Source organism: Chitinispirillales bacterium ANBcel5 (assembly GCA_029688955.1).
In the GTDB taxonomy this organism is placed as follows: Bacteria; Fibrobacterota; Chitinivibrionia; order Chitinivibrionales; family Chitinispirillaceae; genus Cellulosispirillum; species Cellulosispirillum alkaliphilum.
This window is the reverse complement of sequence record JARUKZ010000008.1, coordinates 87,345-112,224: the sequence shown is the minus strand read 5'-3', so window position 1 is coordinate 112,224 and position 24,880 is coordinate 87,345. Positions and strand designations below refer to the sequence as shown.

Here is a 24,880-nt window from a genome sequence, read left to right as displayed (position 1 = left end):
TAGTTTAATCCCCTATTAAACATTCCAAATGTGTTTTTTTTAGAAGCTGGTTTGGCATTTATATATTGCACAGTCTGGTACTCTGCAGTACAATTTATATAATAAATCAACTGTGGAGAATTTTATGTATTTGTCCTTACTAGTAATAATTCTTTATTACACACTAAGCATGGCTGGCAATGTAATCTATGTTTCACCCAATGGTTTGGATAGTGCAACTGGTGAATACAGTGACCCATTCTCAAACATTCAAGATGCTATAAATTCACTTCAAAACAGTCCCGCTTGCGATACAATAATAGTACAGGAGGGTAGCTATCTCATTGGCAATCAGATCTTTATCGATAATGTCGATGGCCTTACAATAAAATCTGAAAATGGTGCAAATGTAAGAATAATGGGTGGTATTACAATACCATCTCACCAGTTGGGACCCATTAACGACGATGATATTGTGCTAGGAGTACCCGGAGACTTCAGAGACGAAATAAGAAAGGTATCACTAAGTGAGATCGGGGTTAATGCAACTGATTTTTGGAATGAAAAAGTTTTAGGGCAGCAAATTCTGCCCAGATTAGTTTCAGGAGATACACCACTCAACTTAACCCGGTGGCCAGATTCAGGGTACACCACAATTGAAAATGTAAGAGCCATTGGAGATGGCAGTACGTATGCATTGGAAACACAGGGTGCATCTAATTGGGTAGAGGAAAAGGACAGAATTGCGTTTTTTGGGTTTTGGTACCATGATTGGTATGCAAATTATTTCTTTCCTAAGAATGTAGTTGATGATGTAATTATTGTGCCCAGTAGAAAAAGTCCTTATGGGTTTCGTGAGGGCCAAAGGTTTTATGCACTTAATATTTTAAATGAAATTAAAAAACCGGGCGATTGGGTAATTGATACTGGAACTAATCAGCTTTTCCTGTGGCCATTGGATAACCAGGTACCGGAGTATGTTCTAACCGCCAACCATGAAAATTTGTTAAATATCACCAGGTCTAATGATGTCATTATCTCTGATATCTCAATCTCTTTTTCCGGCAGGCACGGTGTACATGTTCACCAGTGCAATAACATTAAGCTGATATCATGCGAAATTAGAAATACTGGCGGGAATGGCATTTCAGTATCAAACAGCTCGGTTGTACTAATTTTAAATAACAATGTAAGTTATACAGGGCGTAATGCCATCTCTGTCAATTCTGGCGATGTAAAAGAACAAAACAAAAGCGGAAATCTTGTTGTTGGTAACACACTAAGTAATTGGGGAAGATTCAGAAAAACGTATTCAGCAGCGGTTCGTCTTGCGGGAAGTGGGAATACCGTTTTATTCAACACTGCCTTTGGGGCACCACATCAGGGTATGGAAATTAATGGTCTAAATAACATCTTTAAATATAACGAAGTATATGATGTCTGCAGAGAATCTCAGGATATGGGTATTATCTATACCGGTCGCGACTGGACCGCCCGGGGTAACATAATAAGTCAAAACTATCTGCATTCATCAGGTACTGGTGATATAAATGGAGTCTATCTCGATGATATGGTCAGTGGTCTCGTAGTTGAGAATAACCTGATTGAAAATGTTCCCACAGCTTTTAAACTCGGAGGTGGCAGGGATATTTTTTTTAGAGGTAACATCATTTCCAACTGTTCTCGTTGGATTGCTGCCGATAATCGAGCAATGTCAGAAACAGGACCTTTTCGCAAACATATCCTGCCCGGTGGAACAGCCTATGAACGTCTTGTTTCAAAGCCCTATAAAGCGCCACCCTGGACCACCAATTTTCCTGCACTTCAATTTATACTGGATGATGAACCCGATACTCCCAAAGGCAACATCATCACCGATAACATCATTGTTGGTGAAAGCAGAAGTCGCATAGCAAGCCAAATCCCAGAATACGGCCTCGTCACCCGTAACGACACCGTTTCCACCCTTACCGAAGCCAAAGAGCTTCAACGGCAGCGGGGCGGTGGCTTTGTTGGAAGAGAAAATGTAGGGGCTAAAGCGTTCAGACCGGAGATGCTTCCGGATATTTTGGCGATGGTAGAGAACTATGATCACCGCCAGCCACTCCTTCCCATTTTACAGGAGAAGCATATTTACCGCGACAGGGCATCCTTTGTTTTTGCCAGAACCAATTACCTCAACAAAATGGATGTAACTCTTCGGGTGGCCAGTAACGGTACAGAGTTTCCGGTTATCTACCGCTCCGCACAACATGATACCGTTGTATTCAGAACCGCTCCGGGCGAGCTGGTAATGCGTGCTAAGTATAAGGGTATTGAGGGGGTCTTGCCCGGGGATTACATAGAGCGCCACTTTGATACTTCACTGCCTGAAGTCGTAGGCAGTTTCCATCGTTCTGTTTACGGTTCTTTGGTGCGTTACACAATAGCGGCCGAAAGCTTTGTTCCGGGGGGAAACCGTGTGCAGGTTACCGACCTGTCTGACGAGACTACAGTTTTTGAGTATACCACACAGAGTAGCGAAATCGATATCTACCCCCTTCCTGATGGGGAATTCGCGATTGCGGTTACTCCACTGCGCTCTGATGGTGATGATAGTATCAACGATACTGTAACTGTTTCAAGTGTTACCGTACGCGCGGTTCCATCATCAAACTGGGCGCTTGTTGCTTTCCCATCCCAAAACCTTTCGTTTTCGGGTGATGGAACGGTGCGACGGCTCCTAAAAAGTGGCGCGCAGCAAAGCACAGAGAACCGATCTACCTCAGAGGTGCTCAAAGACCTGGGGCTTAATGGTGGGATTACAGTTCCACTGGGATTTAAAGCTGTTGAATCTCCAGCGGTGGGGAATGCCTACTGGTACACTGCCAAAGAACCGGTAGTGTACACCATAGAGGAGAGTGAACTGTTTAGTGGTCCTTACACCTTTGAGTTTGAAAACAGCAGAGAGTGGCAGTATATCGGTTCCCCTTATACCTATCCGGTGCGCTGGAGCGGAAAAAATGAGTTGTGGCGCTGGAATGAACACATCCAGGATTTTGAACGGGCAGGGGATCTGATGAAACCCTGGACCGGGTATCTCTACAATCCCGAGGGAGAGCGGAAAGTGGAGCTTGATGGATTCCCTTATATTGAAAAGGAGCAGGAGTTACCGGTTCTGCAAAAGAGGGTGGGTAGTGAAGAAACCGACTGGGTGGTGCAGATCATCGCGGAAACAGAGGGGTACACCGACCAACAGACCTTTTTTGGTTTTTCTCAGAACGCACTTAACCGGCGTGATTACCTCGATCAGCCTAAACCAACACGTCCCGATGGTGGCCGGCAACTCTTTTTCAATCGTCCCGACTGGAACACCGTAACCCCCGCGTTTTCAAGCGATTTTCGCAGAACCTGGCTTTCCGATTCCACGCAGACCTTTACCCTCTCCTTTTCACCCCATAAGGGTGGTTCGGCTTCTACACGAATCCGTTTTGATGGTCTCGATAACACGGGCGATTACAGAATAATCTTGGCGGAACGTGATAATTTTACCGAGATAGAGGATGGTACCTATATAACCATTGCCGATAACAGCGAAACCTTTGAGCGTACGCTCATAGTTACCACCAGTGGTTCGGCATTTTCGGAATTTCCGCAGCGGTTGGCCTTCAAAAATTCTAAAGCACGGGTGGTAAGGCCCGGCGCATTGGTAAAGATTCCCTATCAGGTACCCTTTACTTTCAATTCAGATGGTTCCATTGATGACAGTCGTACGCGGGTGACCATGGAAATCTTTGATCTTCGGGGCAGGAGAGTAACCGATCTTGTGAACAGAAATATGCGTCCCGGCAGCTATACGGCCTATTGGGATGGAAAGCTTTCCAACGGTAATCCTGTGGGGAGTGGGGTGTATATTATAGCGTTACGAACCCGTAATTCCCGGGCTTCGATGAGGATTGTGCGGCCGTGAGGGTCGCATTGTTCAGCAGTTCCTGGTACAAATCATAGTATTTTTTTGCTATAACACTGTTATCGAAATTAGTTAAAACTTTTTTTCGTGCCTTTTGGGTTAACGCCTGGTAATTAGGGTGTTCCAATACCCATTTAATCCCTTTGGCCAAATCATCCGGTTCAAACGGGGTAGCTGCATAGCCATTTATCTTGTGATCCACAATCTCGCCTGGCCCTGTTGCATTAAAGCACACCGTGGGTGTTCCGCAAGCCATGGATTCTGCGATTGTTTTTCCAAATGCATCCATTAAACTTGGAGCTACAAATACGTCACTGGCAGAATAAGCTAATCGCAAAGAAATATTATCATTTAAAAATCCCAGGCTCTTGTATTCATAGCCAAGTGAGGTAAGGAATTCGTTTGAAGCAGACCCGAAAAAAAGCAACATTATTCTGTTTTTGTTTAGATTTTGTAATGCGTCTGCAAGCTTTGAAAATCCTTTATAAAAATCGCTGATGTTTGTAGAACCGCACAGTAGGATTTTTTTATCGGTTTTAATGCCAAGAATCTCTCTGGCAGTAGTTTTTTCTATCGAAAAAAACTCTTTGCAGTTGATGTTATTATAAATCGTTCTTATGTCGTGCTGTTTAAACAGGATACTCGATTGAGCAAGACTACTCATCCAGTTGCTTATTCCAATAAGCTTCATATTGTAGGGTAGGTGTTTTAGCTTTCTTTTTAAAATAAACCTGGAAAGATCAAGGCTTCTTTTAGATGATAGCTGCCAACAGTTTCCACAACCTGTTTTAAAATTATTACATTGTATGCTATAATGGCACCCACCAGTCATTGGCCACATATCTCGCAAAGTCCATACAATGGGTTTAGTAATTTGTTTGAGGTCCTTTATGTTAACAAACCCGGCATTAATCCAATGCAGGTGAATGATATCCGCATTTCTGTATTCCGCTGTTTTGGTAAAATCAAATCCGGTTATGGCGGTACTGAATATCTTTTTACTTCTATTTCTATAAAACAGGAGTGGTAAACGATCTAAACGAGGTCGTATCTCCGCGACAATTTTGGATTTGGGATTTTTTCTGATGCTTACGATGGAGTCATCATTTCCTGTATCACGACTGTTGGTTAGCATTATGGAATCAACACCAATTTTCTGCAAACCTTTATGAAGCCAGTAAGCTCCTCTGAATGCACCACCATTTAAATTACCGGAAACGATGTGTAAAATGTTCAATTCTTTACCTTTTGATTGTAATGCCTTAGAAAAATTGAAAAACCTGCATTTGAACAGCTATCGCTTATGCCATAATACTACAGACTTTTCACCAACTTTTCGTCTCCCGCTCAAAGACCGGAGAACTGGCGCAGCCTTTTGGGTGTATCTGCGCAAAATCTAACTATAATGTTAAAAACACTGCTACTGCGTGTTCCTCTTCCTGTACGAGAGGAAGGGGGCAACGGTCGGGATGAAAATCTCCCTATTACCCCCTAAACTCCGCCCCCCAATCTCACACTACCACACCGGCATCTTTGCAACGTTGCACTCCCAAAAGCTCCAAATCTGCCTGCATCATAATCTCCACCAACTCTTCAAATTTCACCTCTGGTGTCCAGCCCAGTTTCTCTTTGGCTTTGGTTGGATCACCCAAAAGAAGATCAACCTCAGAGGGACGGTAATAGCGCGGATCGATCTCAACGATTACTTTGTTGGTGTTACGATCGATGCCCTTCTCATTTACCCCTTCACCCTCCCACACAAGATCAAAACCCGCATGCTTTGTTGCAAGCTCAACAAATTCCCGCACCGAGTGGGTCTCTCCTGTGGCAACAACATAATCATCGGGCTCCTCCTCCTGGAGCATCCGCCACATCATATAACAGTAATCTTTCGCGTAACCCCAGTCACGCTTTGCGTCAAGATTACCAAGGCGCAATACCTTCTGTTTACCGGCAAGGATACGGGCCAAAGAGTAGGTGATCTTTCTTGTCACAAAATTTTCACCCCTTCGTGGCGATTCATGATTAAAGAGAATCCCGTTACTGCCATGAAAACCGTACGCTTCACGGTAGTGTTTCACTATCCAGAATGCGTACATCTTGGCAACCGCATAGGTTGATCGGGGGTGAAACGGGGTGTTTTCCGTTTGAGGAACTTCATGGACCTTACCATAGAGTTCAGAGGTTGAAGCCTGATAAAACCGACAATCCAGCCCGGTCTGCCGTATGGCTTCCAGAAGCCGCATAACGCCTATGCCATCCACATCACTGGTGTACTCAGGCTCATCAAACGATACCCGTACATGGCTCTGGGCAGCAAGGTTATAGATTTCAAAGGGTTTGGCAATAGATATTATACGATGAAGGCTGCTTGAATCACACATATCACCATAGTGCAGTTCAAACTTTCTGCCCCTGGCCGCGGCCATCTCACGAATGGGCTCTATTCTTCCCCGGTTATACTGTGAAGTCCGCCTCACGATACCATGAATATCATACTCCTTATCCAGCAGAATTTCCGCAAGATAGGAACCATCCTGGCCTGTTATACCGGTAATAAGGGCAACTTTACGCATTTACTTTTATCTCCTTTGTCCGTTCTGTAACACCGCAAAGAGCGCGGTACCGCAGTGCTCTGTGCTGTGATGAATAGCTGTTTACGCGTGCTGGGGTTCAGAAAAGCAACCCTCTTTCCATCTCTGTAAAAAATCTTCGTACGCTGCTTCAATACCCTCTTTAAGTCCTGTGTTATGTTTCCATCCAAGATCGTGGATTTTGGCGCAATCAAGAAGTTTTCTGGGTGTGCCGTCGGGCTTTGTGGAATCGTACTCAATCTCTCCTTCATAACCAACCACCTCTTTAACGGCAAGAGCCAGTTGAGCGATGCTAACCTCGATGCCGGTTCCGATATTTACAATCTCACTATCATTATAGTTGTTCATGAGATAGATACAGGCATCCGCCAGATCCTCTGAGTAGAGAAATTCCCGTTTTGGTGTACCGGTGCCCCAAATGGTTACTACCGGAGTATCGTTTTCCTTAGCCTCATGAAATCTTCTTATAAAGGCGGGCAGTACATGAGAATTCATGGGATCATAGTTATCCCCCGGACCAAAAAGGTTGGTAGGCATCACACTGATAAAATTGGTACCATACTGCTTGTTGTAGCTTTGGCACATGGTAATTCCCGCTATTTTGGCTAAAGCATATGCCTGGTTGGTTGGCTCAAGCTGCCCTGTAAGAAGGTGTTCCTCTTTCATGGGCTGTGGCGCGAATTTGGGATAGATGCAGGAAGAGCCAAGAAAACAGAGCTTTTGCACCCCGGATTTATAGGAGGAGTGTACGATGTTGTTTTGTATCTGCATATTTGAATAGGCAAACTCCGCGGGATAGGTGTTATTGGCGTAAATCCCGCCCACCTTTGCCGCAGCGAGAAACACATAATCTGGTTTTTCCTCTTTAAAGAACTGTTCTACCCGGGCCTGGTCCAGAAGATCAAGCTCATCACGGGTGCGGGTGATAATATTTTTATACCCTTTTTTACGAAGCATTTTACAGAGCGCAGATCCCACAAGACCGCGATGGCCGGCTACAAAAATCTTTTCCTGCAATTCCATTTGCTACCTGCTTTCTTTGTTCCGGGTGAATGTTTGCCGTTGTGTTTCAACTATTACCTTTTATATCAACTTACCACGTATACACACTGACTGTACCGCCCGTCATAGATGCACGGATCTGTTTTGGGCACCGTTAACTCTCGCCACTCTCCTTTAAACCGGCTCCTGCAAGACATCTGCGCACATAGGGGTGAAGTCCCGGCTCAATGTTTTCTACCCAACGAAACTCTTCGTGATGAGAATCCAGAAAAGGAGTGGTGCTTCCCTCTGCAGGATAGACAAAAAAACAGGTATTGATACTGTGTACCGGTATCGCACAGGGGCCATCGGGAAAAATCGTTTCGTCGGTATGGATTATTGGCCCCACATGTACCTCTATACCCACCTCCTCGGTCGCTTTTCGTGCGGCGGTCTCACGCATCATTTCGCCTTTTATAATACGTCCACCGGGCACCCACCACTGTCCCCTGGCAGGAGCATCCTTTCTTAAAACAAGAAGCGCCTTTCCATCAGCTATAAGCACAAAATCCACACAGGCGATGGGCATGTTCTTTAATATGGTATTATAGGTATCCTGAGGAATGAAGGTACTTTCAGCAGTTGCTGAGGTCATTTGTGTATCTTACCTTTCCGTTGGCACTTAGCACGTTGGTTTTGTTATACTATAAAACCGGCGAAAACAACTGGTAGCGGCACAGTTCAAAAGAGTAAAAAATAAGGGACATTGATAAATTAACTCAGGTCAATAATCATTGCAATTGAAAAATTCTTTCTGAGTGAACTTTGGTTTTAGACCGTGGGGGAGAGGTGGTAGGGTGTGTTTGGTTGGGGGGAGGTGGCGTGTGGTGCGAGTGAAGTTCACGAAAGGTGTAAACATGGTGGTGGGGGGTTCGGTAGGACCTAATCCCCTGTCCCCTTCTCCCACGGGGAGAAGGAGAACCCATTCAGTGGCTTTTGTTTCAGGAGTAGTGGTTTCCGACACCCGTTTTCGCGTTTCAGATGACTTCGCAAACCAATCAGATACCCATTTTTGGGGTACAGATGGTTCCGGCAGACCCTTCAGGTGCCGATTTCAGGGTTTTTCATGCTCCGGTAATCATTACTGCCAGCCCGGCTACGGTCACGGATGGCAAATAATGGGCATCTGAGATGGGCGGAACCCTTGCGGACACTGTCCCGAACATCTCCGCCCATGGGCGGAACCCTTGCGGACACTGTCCTTAACAAGTCCGCCCATGGGCGGAACCCTCGCGGACACTGTCCCGAACAAGTCCGCCCATGGGCGGAACTCTCGCGGACACTGTCCTTAATAAGTCCGCCCATCTCAGATGTGCTTAAAATGCTCTCATGTACTATTTCTTATAATCTGTTTCTACTATAAATTTTGATAAATTATCAGAAATGGCGCCTCGAGGTGCGGTAATCGCTCTTCCGGGGATCGTTAGCGAAGACAGTACGGGCAAAACCACCTATATCGCGGATCAAATCGACCGTCGCCTTACATACTTCGTTGCGATGACGAACCTGTTTTAACAATCGTTCTCTTTCTAATACCGTATCAGCGATTTGGTTTGAGAGATTCCACGATTCATCAAAAGCCTTTCGAATGAGTGCTGTGTTGAACCCACCCTTTCTAAGGTCTTCCTCATAATGCTCACACAGAATAAAGAGGTCGTGTAGATCCTGTACCAGTTCAGCCCGGCTTTTGCTGTTACGGTAGGAAGGAATAACTATTAGAAACTGATTGAATGTATTTGCGGCCCGCATCCCATCCGTTATTTCCCGTCTCAGAGATTGGCACTCTTTTACATACCGTTCTAAGGCTTTTGTCTCCTTTCTGCTTCTTTCTTTGCAGAATATCCACTCTGCCTGGGCATCCATACATTCCCACCCCAGGTCATTGAGCTTCTGTACTTTTTCCCACTGGAAATGTGCTTTTTCCAAATCCTCCCGATCTCTTGTGCAGGCTACCACGATATCATTTGCTTTCTGGGCAACATCAGGTACGGTGATTCTTGGGCACGGGGCAGGTTTTTTTTCCCTGTATCTGACCATCGTTTCTCCTTTCTGAAAAAAAAGTGAGAAAAGCATTGACTCTCAAAGAAGAATATAAATATTTTCATTTTAGACTCTCACAAAAATTGCCTGGCTCTCACATTTTCTACATTAACATTGCAAACAAAAAGATAAGTATTGTTTAATTTCTCATATAAACAACAATTTACTTAATCAACCATTTATTCCCTCAACAAAAAAAGGAGCCCTGCAATGGCTACAACTCCACATGAGGATTACCTGGCGGTCAAACATCTACTTGATGAAATGTGTGAGGATGATATCATTTCGGTAAATATGCCACAAAAATATTATCTTCAGGAATCGATGATGGCTTTCAAGCGTATGAAACAACATAGGGATACGCTTATTGATATGCACATGGATTGGGAAAAGGCGGAAAAAATACCCCAACTGATTGGTTCCAGCAGAGAACTGCACTCCCAGTGCGCAATGATCAATTTTCCTGATGCCAAATCGAGAAAAGAGTGGCTTGCGGCAAAAGATGAAGCGGAATTACTGCTCTATGACCTTATGGTGACAGGAGATTTTGTCTACGCAGATGACCCGCATATTCGTGGACGGTTAAGTGTTATCCGTGAGGGAGCATCCAATGCGGACTTTATTCAGGATTTAAATGATGTTTCTGTTCTGTTCAGAGAAAATCCCGAACCGCTTAGGAGGATCAATTACGATATGGAAAATGTCCGGCAAGCCGCACTGCTTTCTTCAAAACTATCCGCACTGCTTGCAATAGCGACACTGGACAGAAGTACATCCCCGGAGCTGCGTATCGAACGGGATAAGAGTTTTACCCTGCTTAAAACCTCCCTCGACCCAAAACTGCACCATGCACGCTGGGCGTTTAGATTTAAAAGAGAACTTGCCGATCAGTTCCGGGTTTCTCCACCAAGAAGACGGCCCAGAAAACCGGTTACAGAAGAGACACCGGAACAAGAGGAAGCAAGCTGTTCCTGCGAGTAAGGTGAAAGGGGGGGAGACCTCATCCCCTGTCCCCTTCTCCCACGGGGAGAAGGGGAACCCATTCAGTGGCTCTTAGTTTGTTATGTGTAAAGTTTGGGTTTGTTTTTTCTTCCGATCTTTTTTCCAGACCAAACCGAATTTTTGGTGCTAGGTGAAACGTTTCTGCGTGTCCCTCTCCTGTGGGAGAGGGGTGGCCGAAGGCCGGGGTGAGGTCTCCCGGTAGTAGGGGAACCTATTCAGTAAGGTTGTACACCTAACAGTGAGAAAATCAATATGGTAAAATCGCTTACCAGCGGCATAATCAGATCTCAGCGATTAAAGGATAGTCAAATAGCCAATGCCCGAAGGTTGCGAAAAAAGTGCACTCCTGCAGAAAAAGTTCTTTGGAACCGGTTGCGTAACAGAAAGCTAGCAGGTTTGAAATTTCGAAGACAACAGCTAATCCAAGGATTTATAGCTGATTTCTATTGTGAAAAAGCAAAACTTGTTATTGAGGTTGATGGACTGGTGCACCAAACCCCTAGGCAGATGAATCGTGATAAATACAGAGAGACTGTTTTTAAGGGAAGGGGGATTTATACGCTGCGAATACCAAACGAGAAGGTGTTTGGGTGTATAGAAGAGTGTCTCCAAACAATTATTTTAACAGCTAAGGAAAGAATGGCTTAATATTTAGGGGGAAATGTTGGGGGGTTTTTAGATCATTCGGGCCTCATCCCCTGTCCCTTTCTCCCGGGGGGAGAAGGGGGACCCATTCATTGGCTTTTGGATTGTAAGTGTAAAGTTTGTGTTTGTTTTTCTCCCAATCTTTTTTACAGACCAAGCCGAATTTTTGGTGCTAAGTGAAGCGTTTCTGCGTGTCCCTCTCCTGTGGGAGAGGGGTGGCCGAAGGCCGGGGTGAGGTCTCTTGGATTGTTGGGAGGTGCGGGTGGGTTGGGTGTGAGTGGAGCGTTAGGGCCTCATCCCCTGTCCCCTTCTCCCACGGGGAGAAGGGGAACCCATTCAATAGCTTTTGCTAGTCAAATAAAATTTTTGTTTTGTAAGATTCCACCTTATATATTATTACCAAAGCGTTAAAAAACAACCATAACCATTGGAGAACTGTGATGAATATCACACTTCTGGGAGCAAAAAACAGTGTCACCGGCTCCTGTATCCTTGTTGAATACAAAAAAACCAGAGTGCTGATCGATTGTGGAACCATCCAGGGTAACGAGGCGAAAAAAGATTCAACGCTTCCGGTTGATCCCCAATCGATCGACGCGGTATTGATGACGCATGGGCATCTGGATCACATAGGAGAAATACCACAACTTGTACAGCAGGGCTTTAAGGGCTCTGTTTACGGTCAGTATGCCACCTGTGAGATCGCTCCGGTTATATGGCAGGACTCGGCGCGTCTTGGGGGAAACTGCCCCTATAGCCACTACGACATGGAAGCGGTAAAGGAAACCCGCGGCAGGCTTCTGTACCTCAACTATCAGGTACCATTCACCATTAAAGATATCAGATTTAAACTTTATGACGCAGGCCATATCATGGGCTCCTCTCATATAGAGGCCCGGGCCGGAGATAAGGGGGCACTTTTCTCCGGCGATATTGGCCCGCTTAATACCCCCCTTATCAGGGACCCCCACAGAAACTGGAAAGAGCCTTTCGATACGGTGGTCATTGAATCCACCTACGGGAACCGCAATCACCGTGACCGGGATAACACTATCAGGGAATTTGCTTCAATTGTAAAAACCACCATAGAAAACAGGGGAGTGCTTCTTATCCCCGCCTTTGCCATCGGTAGAACACAGGAGATGCTCTATCACCTTAATACGCTGGTTCAGTCGGGGGAAATTGATCCCCTGCCGGTGTTTGTGGATTCACCCATGGCAGCGAACATAACCAAAATTTACAGCCGCTACCGGGATAACTACGATGACGAGGCACGTGCCAAACTCAGGGCAGGTGATAAACCTCTTAAATTTACAGGCCTTAAAATAGTAGACTCCTATAATCAGTCAGAATCGATCGCGCGAATGCGCCCGCCTTTCATTGTGATTGCCGGATCGGGTATGTGTACCGGAGGAAGAATTGTAAATCATCTCAAAACCTTTCTTCCCCACCAATCAACCACGGTGATGATTGTGGGGTATCAGGCACAGGGCACCCCCGGCCGGAGTCTGGTTGATGGCGCAAACACTGTGGAGATCGGCAAAGACAGGATAAATGTAAACGCACGGATCGAAACCATTGGTGGCTTTTCGGCCCATGCCGGTCAGGATGAACTTTTGCAATGGGCCGGTGCTGTACCGGGCAAAGACATACAATGGATTGTAAACCATGGAGAGCCTACGGCGATCAGAACGCTACAGGAGCTTTTGGAAGATAACTGCGGGACGGCGATGAAGACGGCGGGACAGGGAGAGTGTGTGAAAAGAGAATAAACAACAGAGAATTCCATGAGTCCAAAAATAGCATAGGGTCTGGAATAGCATAGGGTCTGGAATAGCATAGGGTAGGAAACCCCATGCTATGGCCGTAACCCCTTCGGGGTATTACATCGGTGGTACCGTGGTATTTTGATGTGGTGTGTGGCTTTATTTTTTTGGAACTGTTAACTACCCATCTTCGCATAGGCAAACGTTTGGTATTGGATAAAATACCCTGATGTGGTGTGTGGCTTTATTTTTTTGGGGAATTGGTAACTACCCATCTTCGCATAATCAAACGTTTGGTATTGGATTAAAATACCCCGAAAACGCATAGGGTCTGGGAATCGCATAGGGTAGGAAACCTGGATCTTCCCTGAAAAAGTAGACACGGTTTTATGCTGCCTTCTTAAAATGGTTTTCGAAATCAACTGGTGACAAGTATCCTGTTGCACTGTGTCTTCTTTTCCTGTTATAGTAGTGCTCAATATATTCAAAGGTGCTACTTAGAACATGCTGCCTGTCAGTGAATGCTTCATGATAAACCAATTCGGTTTTATAAATTGAAAAAGGACTCTGCAACAGCATTATCCCAACAGTTACCTTTCCTGGACATGCTTTGAATAAAATCATGTTTCTCTAACTCCGCCCTGAAGGCTTCACTTGCATACTGGGTGCCTCGATCAGAGTGTATCATAACACCAGGTTGAGGATTTCTGTTTCTAATTGCTCTTCTAAGGGCCCTTAACACCATTTCTGTATCATACTACCGACACTGGCTGACTGAGTCACCCTGTTTTTTGACACACACACTCTCTTATTCGATAGGAACAGATAACAGGATTTTATGGGCCTCCTCCGCGGGAGCTACGGAGGCCAGGTGGTGAAAGCGTGTGAAGACCCGCTTGGGGGGAGCCTTAGGCTATGAGCGCGGGAGGAATTTGGAATTTGGAATGAAGGAATGAAGGAATGAAGGAATGAAGGAATGAAGGAATGAAGGAATGAAGGAATGAAGGAATGAAGGAATGAAGGAATGAAGGAATGAAGAGATGAAGAGATGAAGAGATGAAGAGATGAAGAGATGAAGAGATGAATCCACACCTCAGGTGGGTGTTATGGACAATGCACTTAATCAGTTCCTCGAGCGTAGCCGAGAGGCGTAACTGTTCTATCGGGAATTCACTAATTGACCAGTATCTCAAAAACCTTCCAACCTTAGAAAATACCAGATCGCCCCAGGTAGAGAAACCTGGGGCTAATATGAATAACCCCTTCGGGGTAATACATACTAATTCCCATCGGTTAATCATGCTAACAGACGAATTTGTATGATCTATGGTTTTTTTAGAAGGAGTGTTCCTTTCTCTTGCTCCTTCCAGCTCAACAGGGCGGCCACTATTGTAGATGATACTTTCTTTGGCCTTGGTCTTTTTCTTAAGCGCTGAAAGCGCGCAATATAATAGCCCGGGGTAAGCCAGTCTTCTGGCGCAGCCCCGGGTGCTGGCGCATAAAAAGATCCCAAGCGCTGAAAGCGCGGGATATTCGTTGATGACATCGAGATTTGTGGGAAAAAGGATTTTCATGGGGCTAAAATAGAAAACCCTTTTGGGGTAGTATATAGACATTTCCAGGCGCTGGTACAGGGCAGGTATCCTGAAACGTTTTCTGCCTTGGAAATTGACCGGCACTGGTACTATAACCTTGCGTAATCCAATTCGCAGCTCTTATTGCAAAAACAAACTAGTCACTTGCTCTTTGTGCGAATAAAATCATTTATCACCGAGGCGAGTTTTTCCTGTTGTATCGGTTTGGTTAGGAAATCATCCATTCCTGTGCTAAGACATTTATCCCGTTCCTCTTTTAACGCACTTGCAGTCAGTGCGACAATGGGTACATGTTTTTTGGTTTGTTCTTCTTGTCTGCGTATCTCTTTTGTAGCCTCCAGTCCATCCATCTCAGGCATTTGTACATCCATAAGGATCAGATCAGGGTTTTGGTCGTTATAGAGCTTTACCGTTTCGAGACCGTTTTGGGCTTCGAAAACAATTGCGTTGGGATATAAACCGCCAAGCATCGCTGTAAGCATTATTTTATTCAAAGGGACATCTTCGGCAATCAGTATTTTGAACGTACCTTCTGTTTGGGCTTTTTTGGATGTTTGTGCCACATCAGAAACAGTAGATTGCTTCCGGTTTTCTGTTGTTAAATTTGAATCATGGAGATTACAAAGATAAGAAAAAAGGTCGTCTGATTTTACTGGCTTAGTCAAGCGAAACCGTACACCCATTTCATCGCATTGTTTTCGCAGCAGTGCTTCCTCTGAGGAGGAGTGGAGTAGAATAACCGATTGAATATCACTTGTTAGTTTTAGCTTTTCACGGATAACGCGTATTGTCTCCATACCATTCATATGGGGCATATTGTAATCGGAGATGATTACATCAAAAGGTGACGATGCTTCTTCAAGAAGTTTAATCGCCTCAAGACCGCTACTGCACGTTTCGCTGGCAATACGCCACTTACTTAGCATATGTTTTAGAATCAGGCGGTTGTTTTCATTGTCATCTATTATGAGGCACCGTTTGATGTGCTTTAGAGTTGTAGAATTCTGTTTATTACCCTTGTCGGTTTCGGTGTAGAGGTCAAAGTAGAACGTTGTTCCTTCACCATGGGTACTGGTGATATTAATTTTACTGCCCATTTTTTTGGCTATCATATCGGAAATAATTAGTCCAAGTCCGGTCCCCCCAAATTTCCGTGTGGTAGAACTATCTGCCTGAGAGAACGCTTTAAACAGCTTTTCTCTCTGTGCTTCAGTGATTCCAATTCCCGTATCACGGACTGAAAAGGCAAGCTTTCCGTAGTTTTTCTGCTTCTCCTGATAGGTTACTTTCAGTTCCACCTCTCCGTTTTCGGTAAACTTAATTGCATTGCCGAGCAGATTGGCAAAAATTTGTTTGAGGCGGACCGGATCTACCATTGCAAAGCGGGGCATCGTACTGTCGATATTTAACAGCACTTCAAGGTTTTTTCTGCTGGCTGCGTATTTTATGATATCCACGCTGTTTTCCATAAGTTCTATCAGGTCTGTTCTGATAACTTCCAGCTCCATCATACCAGCCTCAATCTTTGAGAAATCGAGGATGTCATTTATGATACCAAGCAAAGCGTGTCCGGAGACATTTGCTTTGTCTACATATTGCTTTTGCGCGGAAGTAAGGGGGGTATCTTTGAGCAAATCAGTAAAGCCAATTACACCATTAAGAGGCGTACGGATCTCATGACTCATATTTGCCAGAAATTCACTTTTGGCTTTGTTAGCGGTTTCGGCCTGTTCCTTGGCGAGCAGTAATTCATTTTCAGTCTGTTTTTTGTCTGTAATATCCATGACAAACCCGGTTACCTTGACTGCTTTGTTATGTTGATCACGAATAACACCTGCTGATTCTCTAACCCAACGAATCTCTCCTTTTGGGGTTATTATTCTGTGCTCAAATTCAAAAGGGGTATCCTGTTGCAGAATTTTAATAGGTTCACTGGTTTTGACTACACGCTCTCTATCTTCAGGGTGTACAAAAGACAGAAACGTATCGAATGTTCCATCAAAGGATCCTTTCTTCAGGCCAAACAAGGCCTCACATTCAGGAGACCAGTAGAGGTAAGATGTTTGTATATCATATTCCCATGTGCCCGCACGAGCAAATTCCTGGGCAAGCGATAACCTTCTCTGGTAAACACGCAGCACTTCCTCCGACTCTTTACGAACGGTGATGTCTGACCATGCTCCTGAAACTTCGGTGTCCTGCTCGCTTCTGTTTGTAACACAATGTCTGTCCATTATCCATCTCCAGTGCCCACTACTGTTCTTGAAACGGTATATAATTTCTGTTTTGGGATGGTCCTTCAGACGTGCTATTTTTGACAGTACATTACTGAGATCTTCAGGATGAATACGGCTTTCCCAAAACTCCATATGGCCGATAAAGCTTTCGGGTTTAAAACCAAGTATATCTTTGACCTTATCATTTATAAAAACAAGGTGACGGTTTCCTTTTGTGTCTATTTTGTAACTATAAATCACCGCAGGGGTGTTAGCCATGATCTGTTTGATTCTCTCTTCACTCTCACGTAAAGATTTTTCTGCCTTTCTTTGGGCAGTCACATCGTTCTGAATGACCACAAACCCTGTAGTTTCACCAAATTTGTCTGGCAGGGACATGAATTTGTATTCACAATTAAATGTGCTGCCATCCTTACGCCTGTTAATTGCCTCTGACTTGTACACTTTTCCTTTAATCAGAGAATCGTACAAACTATTCTCACTGATATGAGTCATAGCTTTGGCATTTAATATCCCAAAGTTTTCACCTTTAACTTCTTCAAGAGAGTAACCGAAAAGATTTTCTGCTGCCTGATTCATATAGGTTATTTTGAAGTTTAAATCAGTGGCTACAACAGCATCGGTCATGTTTTGGACAATAGTGCTTTGAAAGCGGATCTGCTCTTCCTGTTTTTTCTTTTGAGTTACATCCACCTGAACACCAAAATGTCCTGTAACACGGCCCTGCTCATCATACATGCAAATATAGTCACCATCAATAATTATGGGTGTTCCATCCATCTTTCGTTCAATGGTTTCTACATGCCAGGAGCCACGGTCAAGTAACCCACGGTATATGCTTCTGGCATGCAGGATGTCATGCTTAAACAGTTCTTCCACAGTAGTGCCAATGAGTTCCTTTTCATCTGCACCATACTGATCAAGCAGAGCCTTGTTGACTCTAACGATTCGCTGGTTACTTAATACATAGCCTAAAACCTTTTCCTTGTCGGTACAGTCGTTCCATTCGACTGGCTCATCCAATACACTTATGAAAAATCCATGAAGAGATTGGTTAAAAAATATTTCACTCTGCCTTTTTTCCCTGAGTAACTCCTGTTCCTGTTTTATAGTGTCTGTTATGTTTCGGATAACACAGGTTAGTCCGGCCGTGTTACCATCCTTGTCTTTAAGAATAGTTATTTTTGCGTCAAACCAGAATCTGCCTGCAGGCAGATCAATAGAATATCGCGCGGAAGTGGAATCGTTGGATTGCAGACATTCTGAAAGACTTTTCTTTAATGTGCTATATGCTGGTTCGGGGAACCCAACTTCATCAAAACTTTGTCCAAGGAAAAATTCGGGTTTAAAAAGCAGGTGTTTGGATTTGAATGGATGTATACTTTTAATAGTCAGATTACGATCAAGTACAAAAACGAGGTCATCCATACTTCTTAGTATTGCTGCTGTTTTTTCTTTGCTCTCCTTTAGTTTGTCCAGAGTACGCATACGTTCTATGGAGTTACCAATGATACCCCCAATAACTTTTAGCATGGAGATCGCTTCTTGGGACCAGCAATAGGTAGTGCGAACCTTGTCGAAACCTAAAAAGCCCTTTAATTGTCCACGATCACCATACATTGGCACCGTGAGAACAGATTTGATTCCGTTTGATAGTAATCTCTTTTTTTCGACTTTTGCTTCGTCGGGCAGTTTTTCTACACTCGGTATATGAACAAAGTCTTCTGCTGTTATATGATATTTCCACCAGGGAAGTGAATCCACCAATATATCCCGAAAATGAAGCATTGGCAAAGTAGTGTTTTCCGAACACCATCTATGGGTGCTGCTCATCCTACCCTGGTCTTCAGACAATTGATAAATATAGCCCCGGTCTGCACTAAAAAAATCTCCGAGCTTCTGTAAGGTTGTATTAGCACTTGTATCAAACTCATGCTGTCCCTGAATTCCTGTAAAAAGAGCTGAGATATCGGTAACAATTTTCTGGAACCGATTTTGTTTTTGGATTTTTTTTTCATTGGTGATTCGTTCAGTTATATCCCGGGCTGCAGCATAAATAAGATTATCTTTAGGATGAGACCGCCATTCGATGTATCGGTAGCTGCCATCTTTAGATTTGTATCTGTTGACGAAATTTAGGATATCCTTACCTTCAGACAGATCTTGTATTGCTTCCAAAGTAGGCTTAAGGTCATCAGGGTGCACGAAGTCAAGAAACTTTCTTTTGTTCAGATCTTCGGTCGCGTAGCCAAGCACCTGGCCCCACGCTTCATTGGTTTTTAAAAAGTAGCCATTAAGATCGGCAATACATAAAAGATCAAGGTTCATCGAGAAAAAACACTCAAGCTCCTCTTTTTGCTTCTTTAAATCATTTTCAGCATAAATTCTGCTAAAAAGCATGCCGGTAATATCAGAATAGGCCTCTACTATAACCTGGTTTTGCAACTCTTTTTCTGATTCATAGATAAGCGTAAAATCTCCCAGGATTGTATCATCCTTAATAGCTTTAACGACGACGACTTTACCCAAATGAAAGGTTTTTTCCACTACCTTTATTAAAGAACCGGGTAATGAATCACCCGTAAGCTCATGAAGATTATCAAAAAAGGTTGTTTTATTATCTTTTGTCTTTTTTTCACGGATTGGGTCATATGCCCACTCTTTTTTTATAAGCCTGGAGTTTAGAATTTTTTGGGCCCTTTTCAGATGATCCTTTTCACCTGTCAGGGCAACCGTTCTAAAATTCTTTCCATTCTTTTCAAATTTATTTAATCCCACATATTTGGCACCCGAAAGAGTAAGCATTGTTTCGGCAATTTTTTGGTAGTCAACATTTTCCACTGAATAAGCACTCATCTCTTTTGATGCTTCTGCTATGAAATGATTTGTACTTACATCAACAAAAGTGGTGGAAAAGAAATACTTTTGGGGACTATAAGCATGTACCTTATACCACCTCTTAAATGGCATTGTGTACTGCTCAAACACCCTCTCACCCCCTTTAAGTGCCACTTCACCATAACAGCCAATCCAATCGAACTGATCCTTTTGAATATCGGGAAGTACCTGGCGAACAGTGCAACCGATCAGTTCCTCTCGTTTTAATCCGGTGATAGTTTCAAATGCCCTGTTTACTTCTAAAAACTCATAATCTATGGGAATCCCCATATCGTTTAGAATAATACGGTGGTGAGCATAGCCCATAATAGGGTTGTTTATGATTGGATTAGTCTCATTTCCCATATATTTTCCTTTTTGCCCAAACCCCTTATCTCCTTTGCTTCTGGATGTCATCTTCATCACAAAAAATCAAAGGTTTTTCTGCTTAGCTCTGAACACAGTCATAAAACTGAACAGAAATGTGGCAATTATGTTTATCACATGTTACCTTCTCTTGCAAGCACCAGCGAATTTTGAAGCGCTTAAACAATCGCTTATGGCCCTCTGTCAGGAAGATGGAAGTCTATCCAAAAAACCAGCAGTAAATTCTTACAATCATTATATCAAATTATACCCAGGGTGTAAAGAGTTTCGTTTAAATTTTTTGTTAAATAGTTCAAACTAAGAACATTTTAAGCCTTGGAGTAGCTGTAAGGGGTTGTATAAACTGGCATTAGAGGGACTCTTTTTTGGGAGACAAGTATTAAAACAAATGCTGCCCAAAGGTACAATAGGGGGTATGTGTTAGCCTTCGGGACAGTTTTGCAGGAAAGGGAAATTGAATAAGCTCAGCAAAACTCCTATGCACTAATATCTCAAAAGCTCCTGTAACAATACAGGGAAGATATATTTTCCTGAGATAATAACGTAGTTATCCGCTAAAAACAATTGGATCAGGCAACACGATGGTAAACGATAGAAGAGGCAGAGGTGAAATCGGGGATGATGAACTCGCTCCCTTTAAAGGGTACAGTGAAGATACACTGATAAAAATGCTTTATTCATCAGTTGCGGCTAAAAGAACAATCGCTTCTAAATTACTGTCTGAATGTGGGACTGAGAGATCAGTTAAAGCTCTATGCGATCGGCTTTGGGTGGAGAAGAAATTATATACACGGATAGCTGTTTGTGAGTCTTTAGTTACGCTACAGGATAGTGCCTATCCATATCTGCTTGAAATGCTCTCTACAATTGGTAATAATCAGCAAAAAGAGATTCCCCAAAAAGGCTTTCTAAAAACATCCTACCCATTGCCACGAGATTTAGCCGCACGTACACTGTGCCGTTTTGATAAACAGTATCTCGGTCGGTTTATTGATTTTGCATACCAATTGCAATCGCTTTTGGCTTTAGAGCAACTGATTGATGTTATTGGTCATATGGTGTATTCTCACAGGGTCAAAATGGACTCTCGTAAAATTATTGGCTTGTACAGTATTCATCAGACAGAAATGGTTAAATACAAGGTAATACGATCTCTGAGTGGTCTACACGACTTGGGTGCAAAAGAGTTTTTGTACAAGAATCTTAATGATCCTAACAGAGGGATTCAGTTTGAAACCGTGAGAAGTCTGATACTGTCCGGAATCGGTTTGGAAAAAGACGCTGAGCAACTATTGGTACCTGAGGTCAGAGATTTTGCGGCAAAACTACTCATTAAATGTCGGTACCGATTGTAGCGGCCTACTTTCTGGCAGCTCTGATTGCTGGTTTCAATAGGGATATACACTAGAGGGAAGACAGGGGAATAATATTTGCGATCACGGGGAGTAGGCCGCGCTTCAAATCGAAAGCTTATCACCACGCAAGGGCTTTGGAATAGAGTACAGTATTGGCGCTTAAGGGCAAAAGGGTGCTCCGATCAGAAAATCAATTAATTATATAAAAAACGGTGATGTTGAAGGTTGGGGCTTTCAAGAAGCGTATATGAAACAGTTGATGGAACTTGGCTTAAGGACGTAGCGTATCAGAGGAGCGTCTCAGACTCAGAACAAAAAACAGCAGCAAAACAGGCCACAGGATAAACAGCGTTAGATTTATACCTGTTTGCTTAAAAATTTGATGGTAAAGGAGAGTGGGTAATAGTGGCAGAAATGACTGAATATATGAAATCCGGTATTTCCGGCCTGGATAAAATTCTTCAGGGCGGTTTACCCCGGGATCAGATGTATGGCATATATGGTACAAGCGGTAGCGGGAAAACGACGCTATCGCTTCAGTTTTTGCTAAAGGGTGTTGCAGATAAGGAGCGATGTCTTTATCTTTGCACATCGGAGACAGAACTTGAGATTAAGCGAATAGCCACCTCTCATGGGTGGTCACTTAAGGGGCTTAAGATTGAACACATCTCCACTCATTTTGGCGATAAGCCGGGCCCTGGTCAAACGATGCTCTACCCTGTTGAGATTGAGCTGCCCCAGATCGTCGAAAAGCTGATTAATTTAATTAGAGAGTATAGTCCTCAAAGAGTGGTGATAGACTCTCTGAGTGAAATACGATTGCTTGCAAGAGAAAACAGCTGGTACCAGCGACAACTAATGACGCTGAAGCGATTTCTGGAGCCCCGTTCCTGTACCGCTCTGTTGACCGATACGGTAGGGGAAGAAAACACCATTTTGAAGACCATTGTGCACGGTGTAATCGAGATGAGCCGGAGCGAACCTCTTTATGGACCAGACCGGCGTCGTATTCGTGTGGAAAAACTCCGTGGTCACCCTTTCATCTCTGGTTTCCACGATTATAAAATTGTAAAGGGAGGTGTAAGGGTTTTTCCCCGTCTGATCTCATCTGATTATCGCAGGAAATTTCCACCCGAATTAGTTTCAAGTGGTATTGCTGAGCTTGATTTCAACCTGGGTGGTGGAATAGACCGCAGTACATGCGTCCTTCTTCAGGGTGCCGCCGGTACCGGCAAGTCAGCGCTTGCGTCCCAGTTCGCTTCAGCTGCGGCACTACGCGATGAGCGCACTTTGGTATTTTGCTTTGACGAACGCATATCCACCTTTGTTAAGAGAACCAGAAGTCTTGGGATAGACATAGATGTTTACATGAACGATGGCCGTATTGTCTTTAATCAGGTTGATCCTGCGGAACTGTCGGCAGGTGAATTCACTGATATTATTGTTCGTTCTGTGCTCAATGAGGATATCTCACAAATTATTATCGATAGCCTAAACGGGTATGCGTATGCACTCCCTGATGAGCACTTTCTTTCGGTACATATTCATGAATTGGCCAGTTTTCTCAGTGTCCAGGGTGTAGTTACCTTTTTAACCATGGCTCATCATGTCGGTTTTGGGTTAAGTGCAGCGGAACATACCTTTAATGTTTCCTATGTGGCAGATACGGTGATTAATCTTGGCTATTTTGAACACAGGGGTGAAGTGCATAAGGCTTTATCGGTGGTGAAAAAGCGTACGGGTAATCACCAGCGATCAATCAGGGAGCTGTATATGGATTCACAGGGGGTGCATATTGGTCCGGTGTTAGAGGAGTTTGAGGGTATCGGAACCGGATCACCAAAATATACCGGCTCCGATTTGCCACCAAAGGAAAACAACTAATATGGCTGATTGTCTCCCTACCAAACACACTGTTCTCATTTTAGCTCCTGCAGGGGAAGATGCTTCAGTTCTAAAAAATGTACTTGTTAAGGATGGTCTGGAGTGTCGCGTCTGCCATTCATTTGAAGAGTTGTGTGATAGAATCAGTACAGGTGCGGGTGCTGCGCTCATCGCGGAAGAGGTATTTTCAATGGCGGATATCGCGCGGCTTTCTGAAGCTATTGATCAGCAACCTGAATGGTCCGATTTGCCGGTTATTGTTATGGCAAGTATAGGGCTTACATCAGATAAAACGTGGGCGATTATCAACACCGGTGTCAGAGGACTTAACACTACTATTTTGGAGCGCCCGGTACTCAAGCGCACACTCTTATCGGCGGTTCATTCGGCTCTTCGCTCCCGTGAATCTCAGTACCGTATCGCAGAAGAACTGAAACGACGCAGGGAGGCAGAGGCTTCTCTTTTATCCGCTAATAAGGAGCTGGAAGCATTTTCCTACTCGGTTGCCCATGATCTGCGTAATCCGCTCAGATCCATACGAGGCATCGCTGATATTATCATTGAAGATTGTTCTCAGGAGCTGAGTGAAGAGTGCCAGGATTATTTTCGAATGATCCACTCTGGTGCGCAGCGGATGAATACCATTATCGATGACATGCTGGCGCTTTCAAAGATATCGCGTAAGCAGATGGATATCTCAGAACTCGATCTTAGCGAAATGGTTCGTTCGGCGATCGGGCAGTTAAAAGCTGAACACCCCGACAGGGTGGTTACGGTCAGCATAGAAGAGGGGCTTCGGGTGCGCGCGGATCGGCAGTTAATGAGCGTCGCTTTAACGAACCTGTTGTCAAATGCATGGAAATACACTGCTAAAACCGAGCGTCCCCGCGTGGAATTTGGCTCATTTGTTAAAGAAAACGAACAACGGGTTTTCTTTATCAGGGATAACGGTGCGGGCTTTGATATGAAGCACGCTCAGAAGCTCTTTGCTCCCTTTCAGCGACTGCACGCGGATTCGGACTTTAAAGGTACAGGTGTGGGGCTGGCGATTGTGGAGAGAGTCATAATGCGTCATGGGGGGAGTGTTTGGGCAGAGAGTGAGAGTGGCAAAGGTGCAACATTCTTTTTTACCCTGAAGGAAGGTGGGTAGAGGGGGAGGGTGTGTTTTCAGTTCTAAGGAAGCTAGCTGAATCTGCTTGCCGTGCAGCGCACTAACTCAGTTCCCCGAGCGTAGCCGAGGGGCGGATCTGTTGAATCTCCGCCCAGGAAACGCTAAATGCACTACCTCAGTTCCCCGGGGCCTTTTGCCACAAAGACCGTTCCACGACTTGAGAGCCGATCTTCCCCCTGCAAAAAACAGCTCCATTTTAATCATCGAAAGCATAAACTAAAACGCCTTAAACAGAATATTAAACACCGGGCACCTTGTATATTATTAGGTACTTAACCGGGAAAACGCCCAAACTACCACTCAGGAGCGTATGCACTCTATGAAGCTACATCGTCAGCTCGGCAAAAGAAGCTGCCAA

15 protein-coding genes and 1 pseudogene are annotated in these 24,880 nt (G+C 44.2%); 8 read left to right on the top strand and 8 right to left on the bottom strand.

Annotation, left to right across the window (positions count from 1 at the left end; all coding sequences use genetic code 11):
* The first annotated feature begins 124 nt into the window (after positions 1 to 124).
* A complete protein-coding gene (locus tag QA601_06350; GenBank protein MDG5814687.1) occupies positions 125 to 3,928 on the top strand; it encodes a right-handed parallel beta-helix repeat-containing protein in 3,804 nt (1,267 codons plus the stop codon).
* On the opposite strand, the gene QA601_06345 is transcribed toward QA601_06350, so the two are convergent.
* The 4 genes from QA601_06345 to QA601_06330 all read right to left on the bottom strand — a co-directional run bounded on the left by QA601_06345 (position 3,873) and on the right by QA601_06330 (position 8,158).
* On the bottom strand, positions 3,873 to 5,165 hold the full coding sequence (locus tag QA601_06345; GenBank protein MDG5814686.1) for a glycosyltransferase family 4 protein: 1,293 nt from the start codon (positions 5,163 to 5,165) through the stop codon (positions 3,873 to 3,875). The two genes, QA601_06350 and QA601_06345, sit on opposite strands and share 56 nt — an antisense overlap.
* 274 nt (positions 5,166 to 5,439) lie before the next feature.
* On the bottom strand, positions 5,440 to 6,504 hold the full coding sequence (gene gmd, locus QA601_06340; GenBank protein MDG5814685.1) for a GDP-mannose 4,6-dehydratase: 1,065 nt from the start codon (positions 6,502 to 6,504) through the stop codon (positions 5,440 to 5,442).
* Between the two features lie 81 nt (positions 6,505 to 6,585).
* Positions 6,586 to 7,545 carry a GDP-L-fucose synthase gene (locus QA601_06335; protein MDG5814684.1) on the bottom strand — a complete coding sequence of 320 codons (960 nt, stop codon included), beginning with the start codon at positions 7,543 to 7,545 and terminating at the stop codon, positions 6,586 to 6,588.
* A gap of 133 nt (positions 7,546 to 7,678) precedes the next feature.
* Positions 7,679 to 8,158, bottom strand: coding sequence for an NUDIX domain-containing protein (locus QA601_06330; GenBank protein MDG5814683.1), 480 nt, complete (start codon positions 8,156 to 8,158; stop codon positions 7,679 to 7,681).
* 334 nt (positions 8,159 to 8,492) lie between these two features.
* Here QA601_06330 and QA601_06325 point away from each other — a divergent pair, with 334 nt between their 5' ends.
* Complete coding sequence (locus tag QA601_06325; protein MDG5814682.1) at positions 8,493 to 8,693, top strand: hypothetical protein; 201 nt, start codon at positions 8,493 to 8,495, stop codon at positions 8,691 to 8,693.
* Positions 8,694 to 8,940: 247 nt separating this feature from the next.
* Here the strand turns inward: QA601_06325 and QA601_06320 are convergent, their stop codons facing one another.
* Complete coding sequence (locus QA601_06320) at positions 8,941 to 9,600, bottom strand: hypothetical protein (protein ID MDG5814681.1); 660 nt, start codon at positions 9,598 to 9,600, stop codon at positions 8,941 to 8,943.
* Between the two features lie 213 nt (positions 9,601 to 9,813).
* Here QA601_06320 and QA601_06315 point away from each other — a divergent pair, with 213 nt between their 5' ends.
* The 3 genes from QA601_06315 to QA601_06305 all read left to right on the top strand — a co-directional run bounded on the left by QA601_06315 (position 9,814) and on the right by QA601_06305 (position 13,022).
* Positions 9,814 to 10,584, top strand: coding sequence for a hypothetical protein (locus QA601_06315; protein MDG5814680.1), 771 nt, complete (start codon positions 9,814 to 9,816; stop codon positions 10,582 to 10,584).
* A 273-nt stretch (positions 10,585 to 10,857) separates the two neighbouring features.
* Positions 10,858 to 11,253 carry an endonuclease domain-containing protein gene (locus tag QA601_06310; protein ID MDG5814679.1) on the top strand — a complete coding sequence of 132 codons (396 nt, stop codon included), beginning with the start codon at positions 10,858 to 10,860 and terminating at the stop codon, positions 11,251 to 11,253.
* A gap of 437 nt (positions 11,254 to 11,690) precedes the next feature.
* Positions 11,691 to 13,022, top strand: a complete 1,332-nt coding sequence (locus QA601_06305; GenBank protein MDG5814678.1) for an MBL fold metallo-hydrolase — start codon at positions 11,691 to 11,693, stop codon at positions 13,020 to 13,022.
* 381 nt (positions 13,023 to 13,403) lie between these two features.
* On the opposite strand, the pseudogene QA601_06300 reads toward QA601_06305, so the two are convergent.
* The 3 genes and pseudogenes from QA601_06300 to QA601_06290 all read right to left on the bottom strand — a co-directional run bounded on the left by QA601_06300 (position 13,404) and on the right by QA601_06290 (position 20,091).
* Positions 13,404 to 13,758: pseudogene (locus QA601_06300) on the bottom strand (integrase core domain-containing protein).
* 166 nt (positions 13,759 to 13,924) lie between these two features.
* The gene (locus QA601_06295) at positions 13,925 to 14,632 is read right to left on the bottom strand and encodes a hypothetical protein (GenBank protein MDG5814677.1); all 708 of its coding nucleotides are present in this window, start codon (positions 14,630 to 14,632) and stop codon (positions 13,925 to 13,927) included.
* Positions 14,633 to 14,751: 119 nt separating this feature from the next.
* Positions 14,752 to 20,091 carry a PAS domain S-box protein gene (locus tag QA601_06290; protein ID MDG5814676.1) on the bottom strand — a complete coding sequence of 1,780 codons (5,340 nt, stop codon included), beginning with the start codon at positions 20,089 to 20,091 and terminating at the stop codon, positions 14,752 to 14,754.
* Positions 20,092 to 20,693: 602 nt separating this feature from the next.
* On the opposite strand from QA601_06290, the gene QA601_06285 reads away from it, so the two are divergent.
* From QA601_06285 to QA601_06275, 3 genes are all read left to right on the top strand, one after another.
* Positions 20,694 to 21,467 (top strand): hypothetical protein, encoded by a 774-nt coding sequence (locus QA601_06285; GenBank protein MDG5814675.1) that lies wholly within the window; start codon positions 20,694 to 20,696, stop codon positions 21,465 to 21,467.
* 414 nt (positions 21,468 to 21,881) lie between these two features.
* Positions 21,882 to 23,351 carry an ATPase domain-containing protein gene (locus QA601_06280; protein ID MDG5814674.1) on the top strand — a complete coding sequence of 490 codons (1,470 nt, stop codon included), beginning with the start codon at positions 21,882 to 21,884 and terminating at the stop codon, positions 23,349 to 23,351.
* Position 23,352: 1 nt separating this feature from the next.
* The gene (locus QA601_06275; protein MDG5814673.1) at positions 23,353 to 24,501 is read left to right on the top strand and encodes an ATP-binding protein; all 1,149 of its coding nucleotides are present in this window, start codon (positions 23,353 to 23,355) and stop codon (positions 24,499 to 24,501) included.
* Positions 24,502 to 24,880: the final 379 nt, after the last annotated feature.

Excerpts from the sequence above, each read along its gene's own strand:
- QA601_06350 (MDG5814687.1), top strand. The coding sequence starts at position 125 with ATGTATTTGTCCTTACTAGTAATAATTCTTTATTACACACTAAGCATG.
- gmd (MDG5814685.1), bottom strand. The coding sequence starts at position 6,504 with ATGCGTAAAGTTGCCCTTATTACCGGTATAACAGGCCAGGATGGTTCC.
- QA601_06335 (MDG5814684.1), bottom strand. The coding sequence starts at position 7,545 with ATGGAATTGCAGGAAAAGATTTTTGTAGCCGGCCATCGCGGTCTTGTG.
- QA601_06330 (MDG5814683.1), bottom strand. The coding sequence starts at position 8,158 with ATGACCTCAGCAACTGCTGAAAGTACCTTCATTCCTCAGGATACCTAT.
- QA601_06320 (MDG5814681.1), bottom strand. The coding sequence starts at position 9,600 with ATGGTCAGATACAGGGAAAAAAAACCTGCCCCGTGCCCAAGAATCACC.
- QA601_06315 (MDG5814680.1), top strand. The coding sequence starts at position 9,814 with ATGGCTACAACTCCACATGAGGATTACCTGGCGGTCAAACATCTACTT.
- QA601_06310 (MDG5814679.1), top strand. The coding sequence starts at position 10,858 with ATGGTAAAATCGCTTACCAGCGGCATAATCAGATCTCAGCGATTAAAG.
- QA601_06305 (MDG5814678.1), top strand. The coding sequence starts at position 11,691 with ATGAATATCACACTTCTGGGAGCAAAAAACAGTGTCACCGGCTCCTGT.
- QA601_06295 (MDG5814677.1), bottom strand. The coding sequence starts at position 14,632 with ATGTCTATATACTACCCCAAAAGGGTTTTCTATTTTAGCCCCATGAAA.
- QA601_06290 (MDG5814676.1), bottom strand. The coding sequence starts at position 20,091 with ATGGGAAATGAGACTAATCCAATCATAAACAACCCTATTATGGGCTAT.
- QA601_06285 (MDG5814675.1), top strand. The coding sequence starts at position 20,694 with ATGGTAAACGATAGAAGAGGCAGAGGTGAAATCGGGGATGATGAACTC.
- QA601_06280 (MDG5814674.1), top strand. The coding sequence starts at position 21,882 with ATGACTGAATATATGAAATCCGGTATTTCCGGCCTGGATAAAATTCTT.
- QA601_06275 (MDG5814673.1), top strand. The coding sequence starts at position 23,353 with ATGGCTGATTGTCTCCCTACCAAACACACTGTTCTCATTTTAGCTCCT.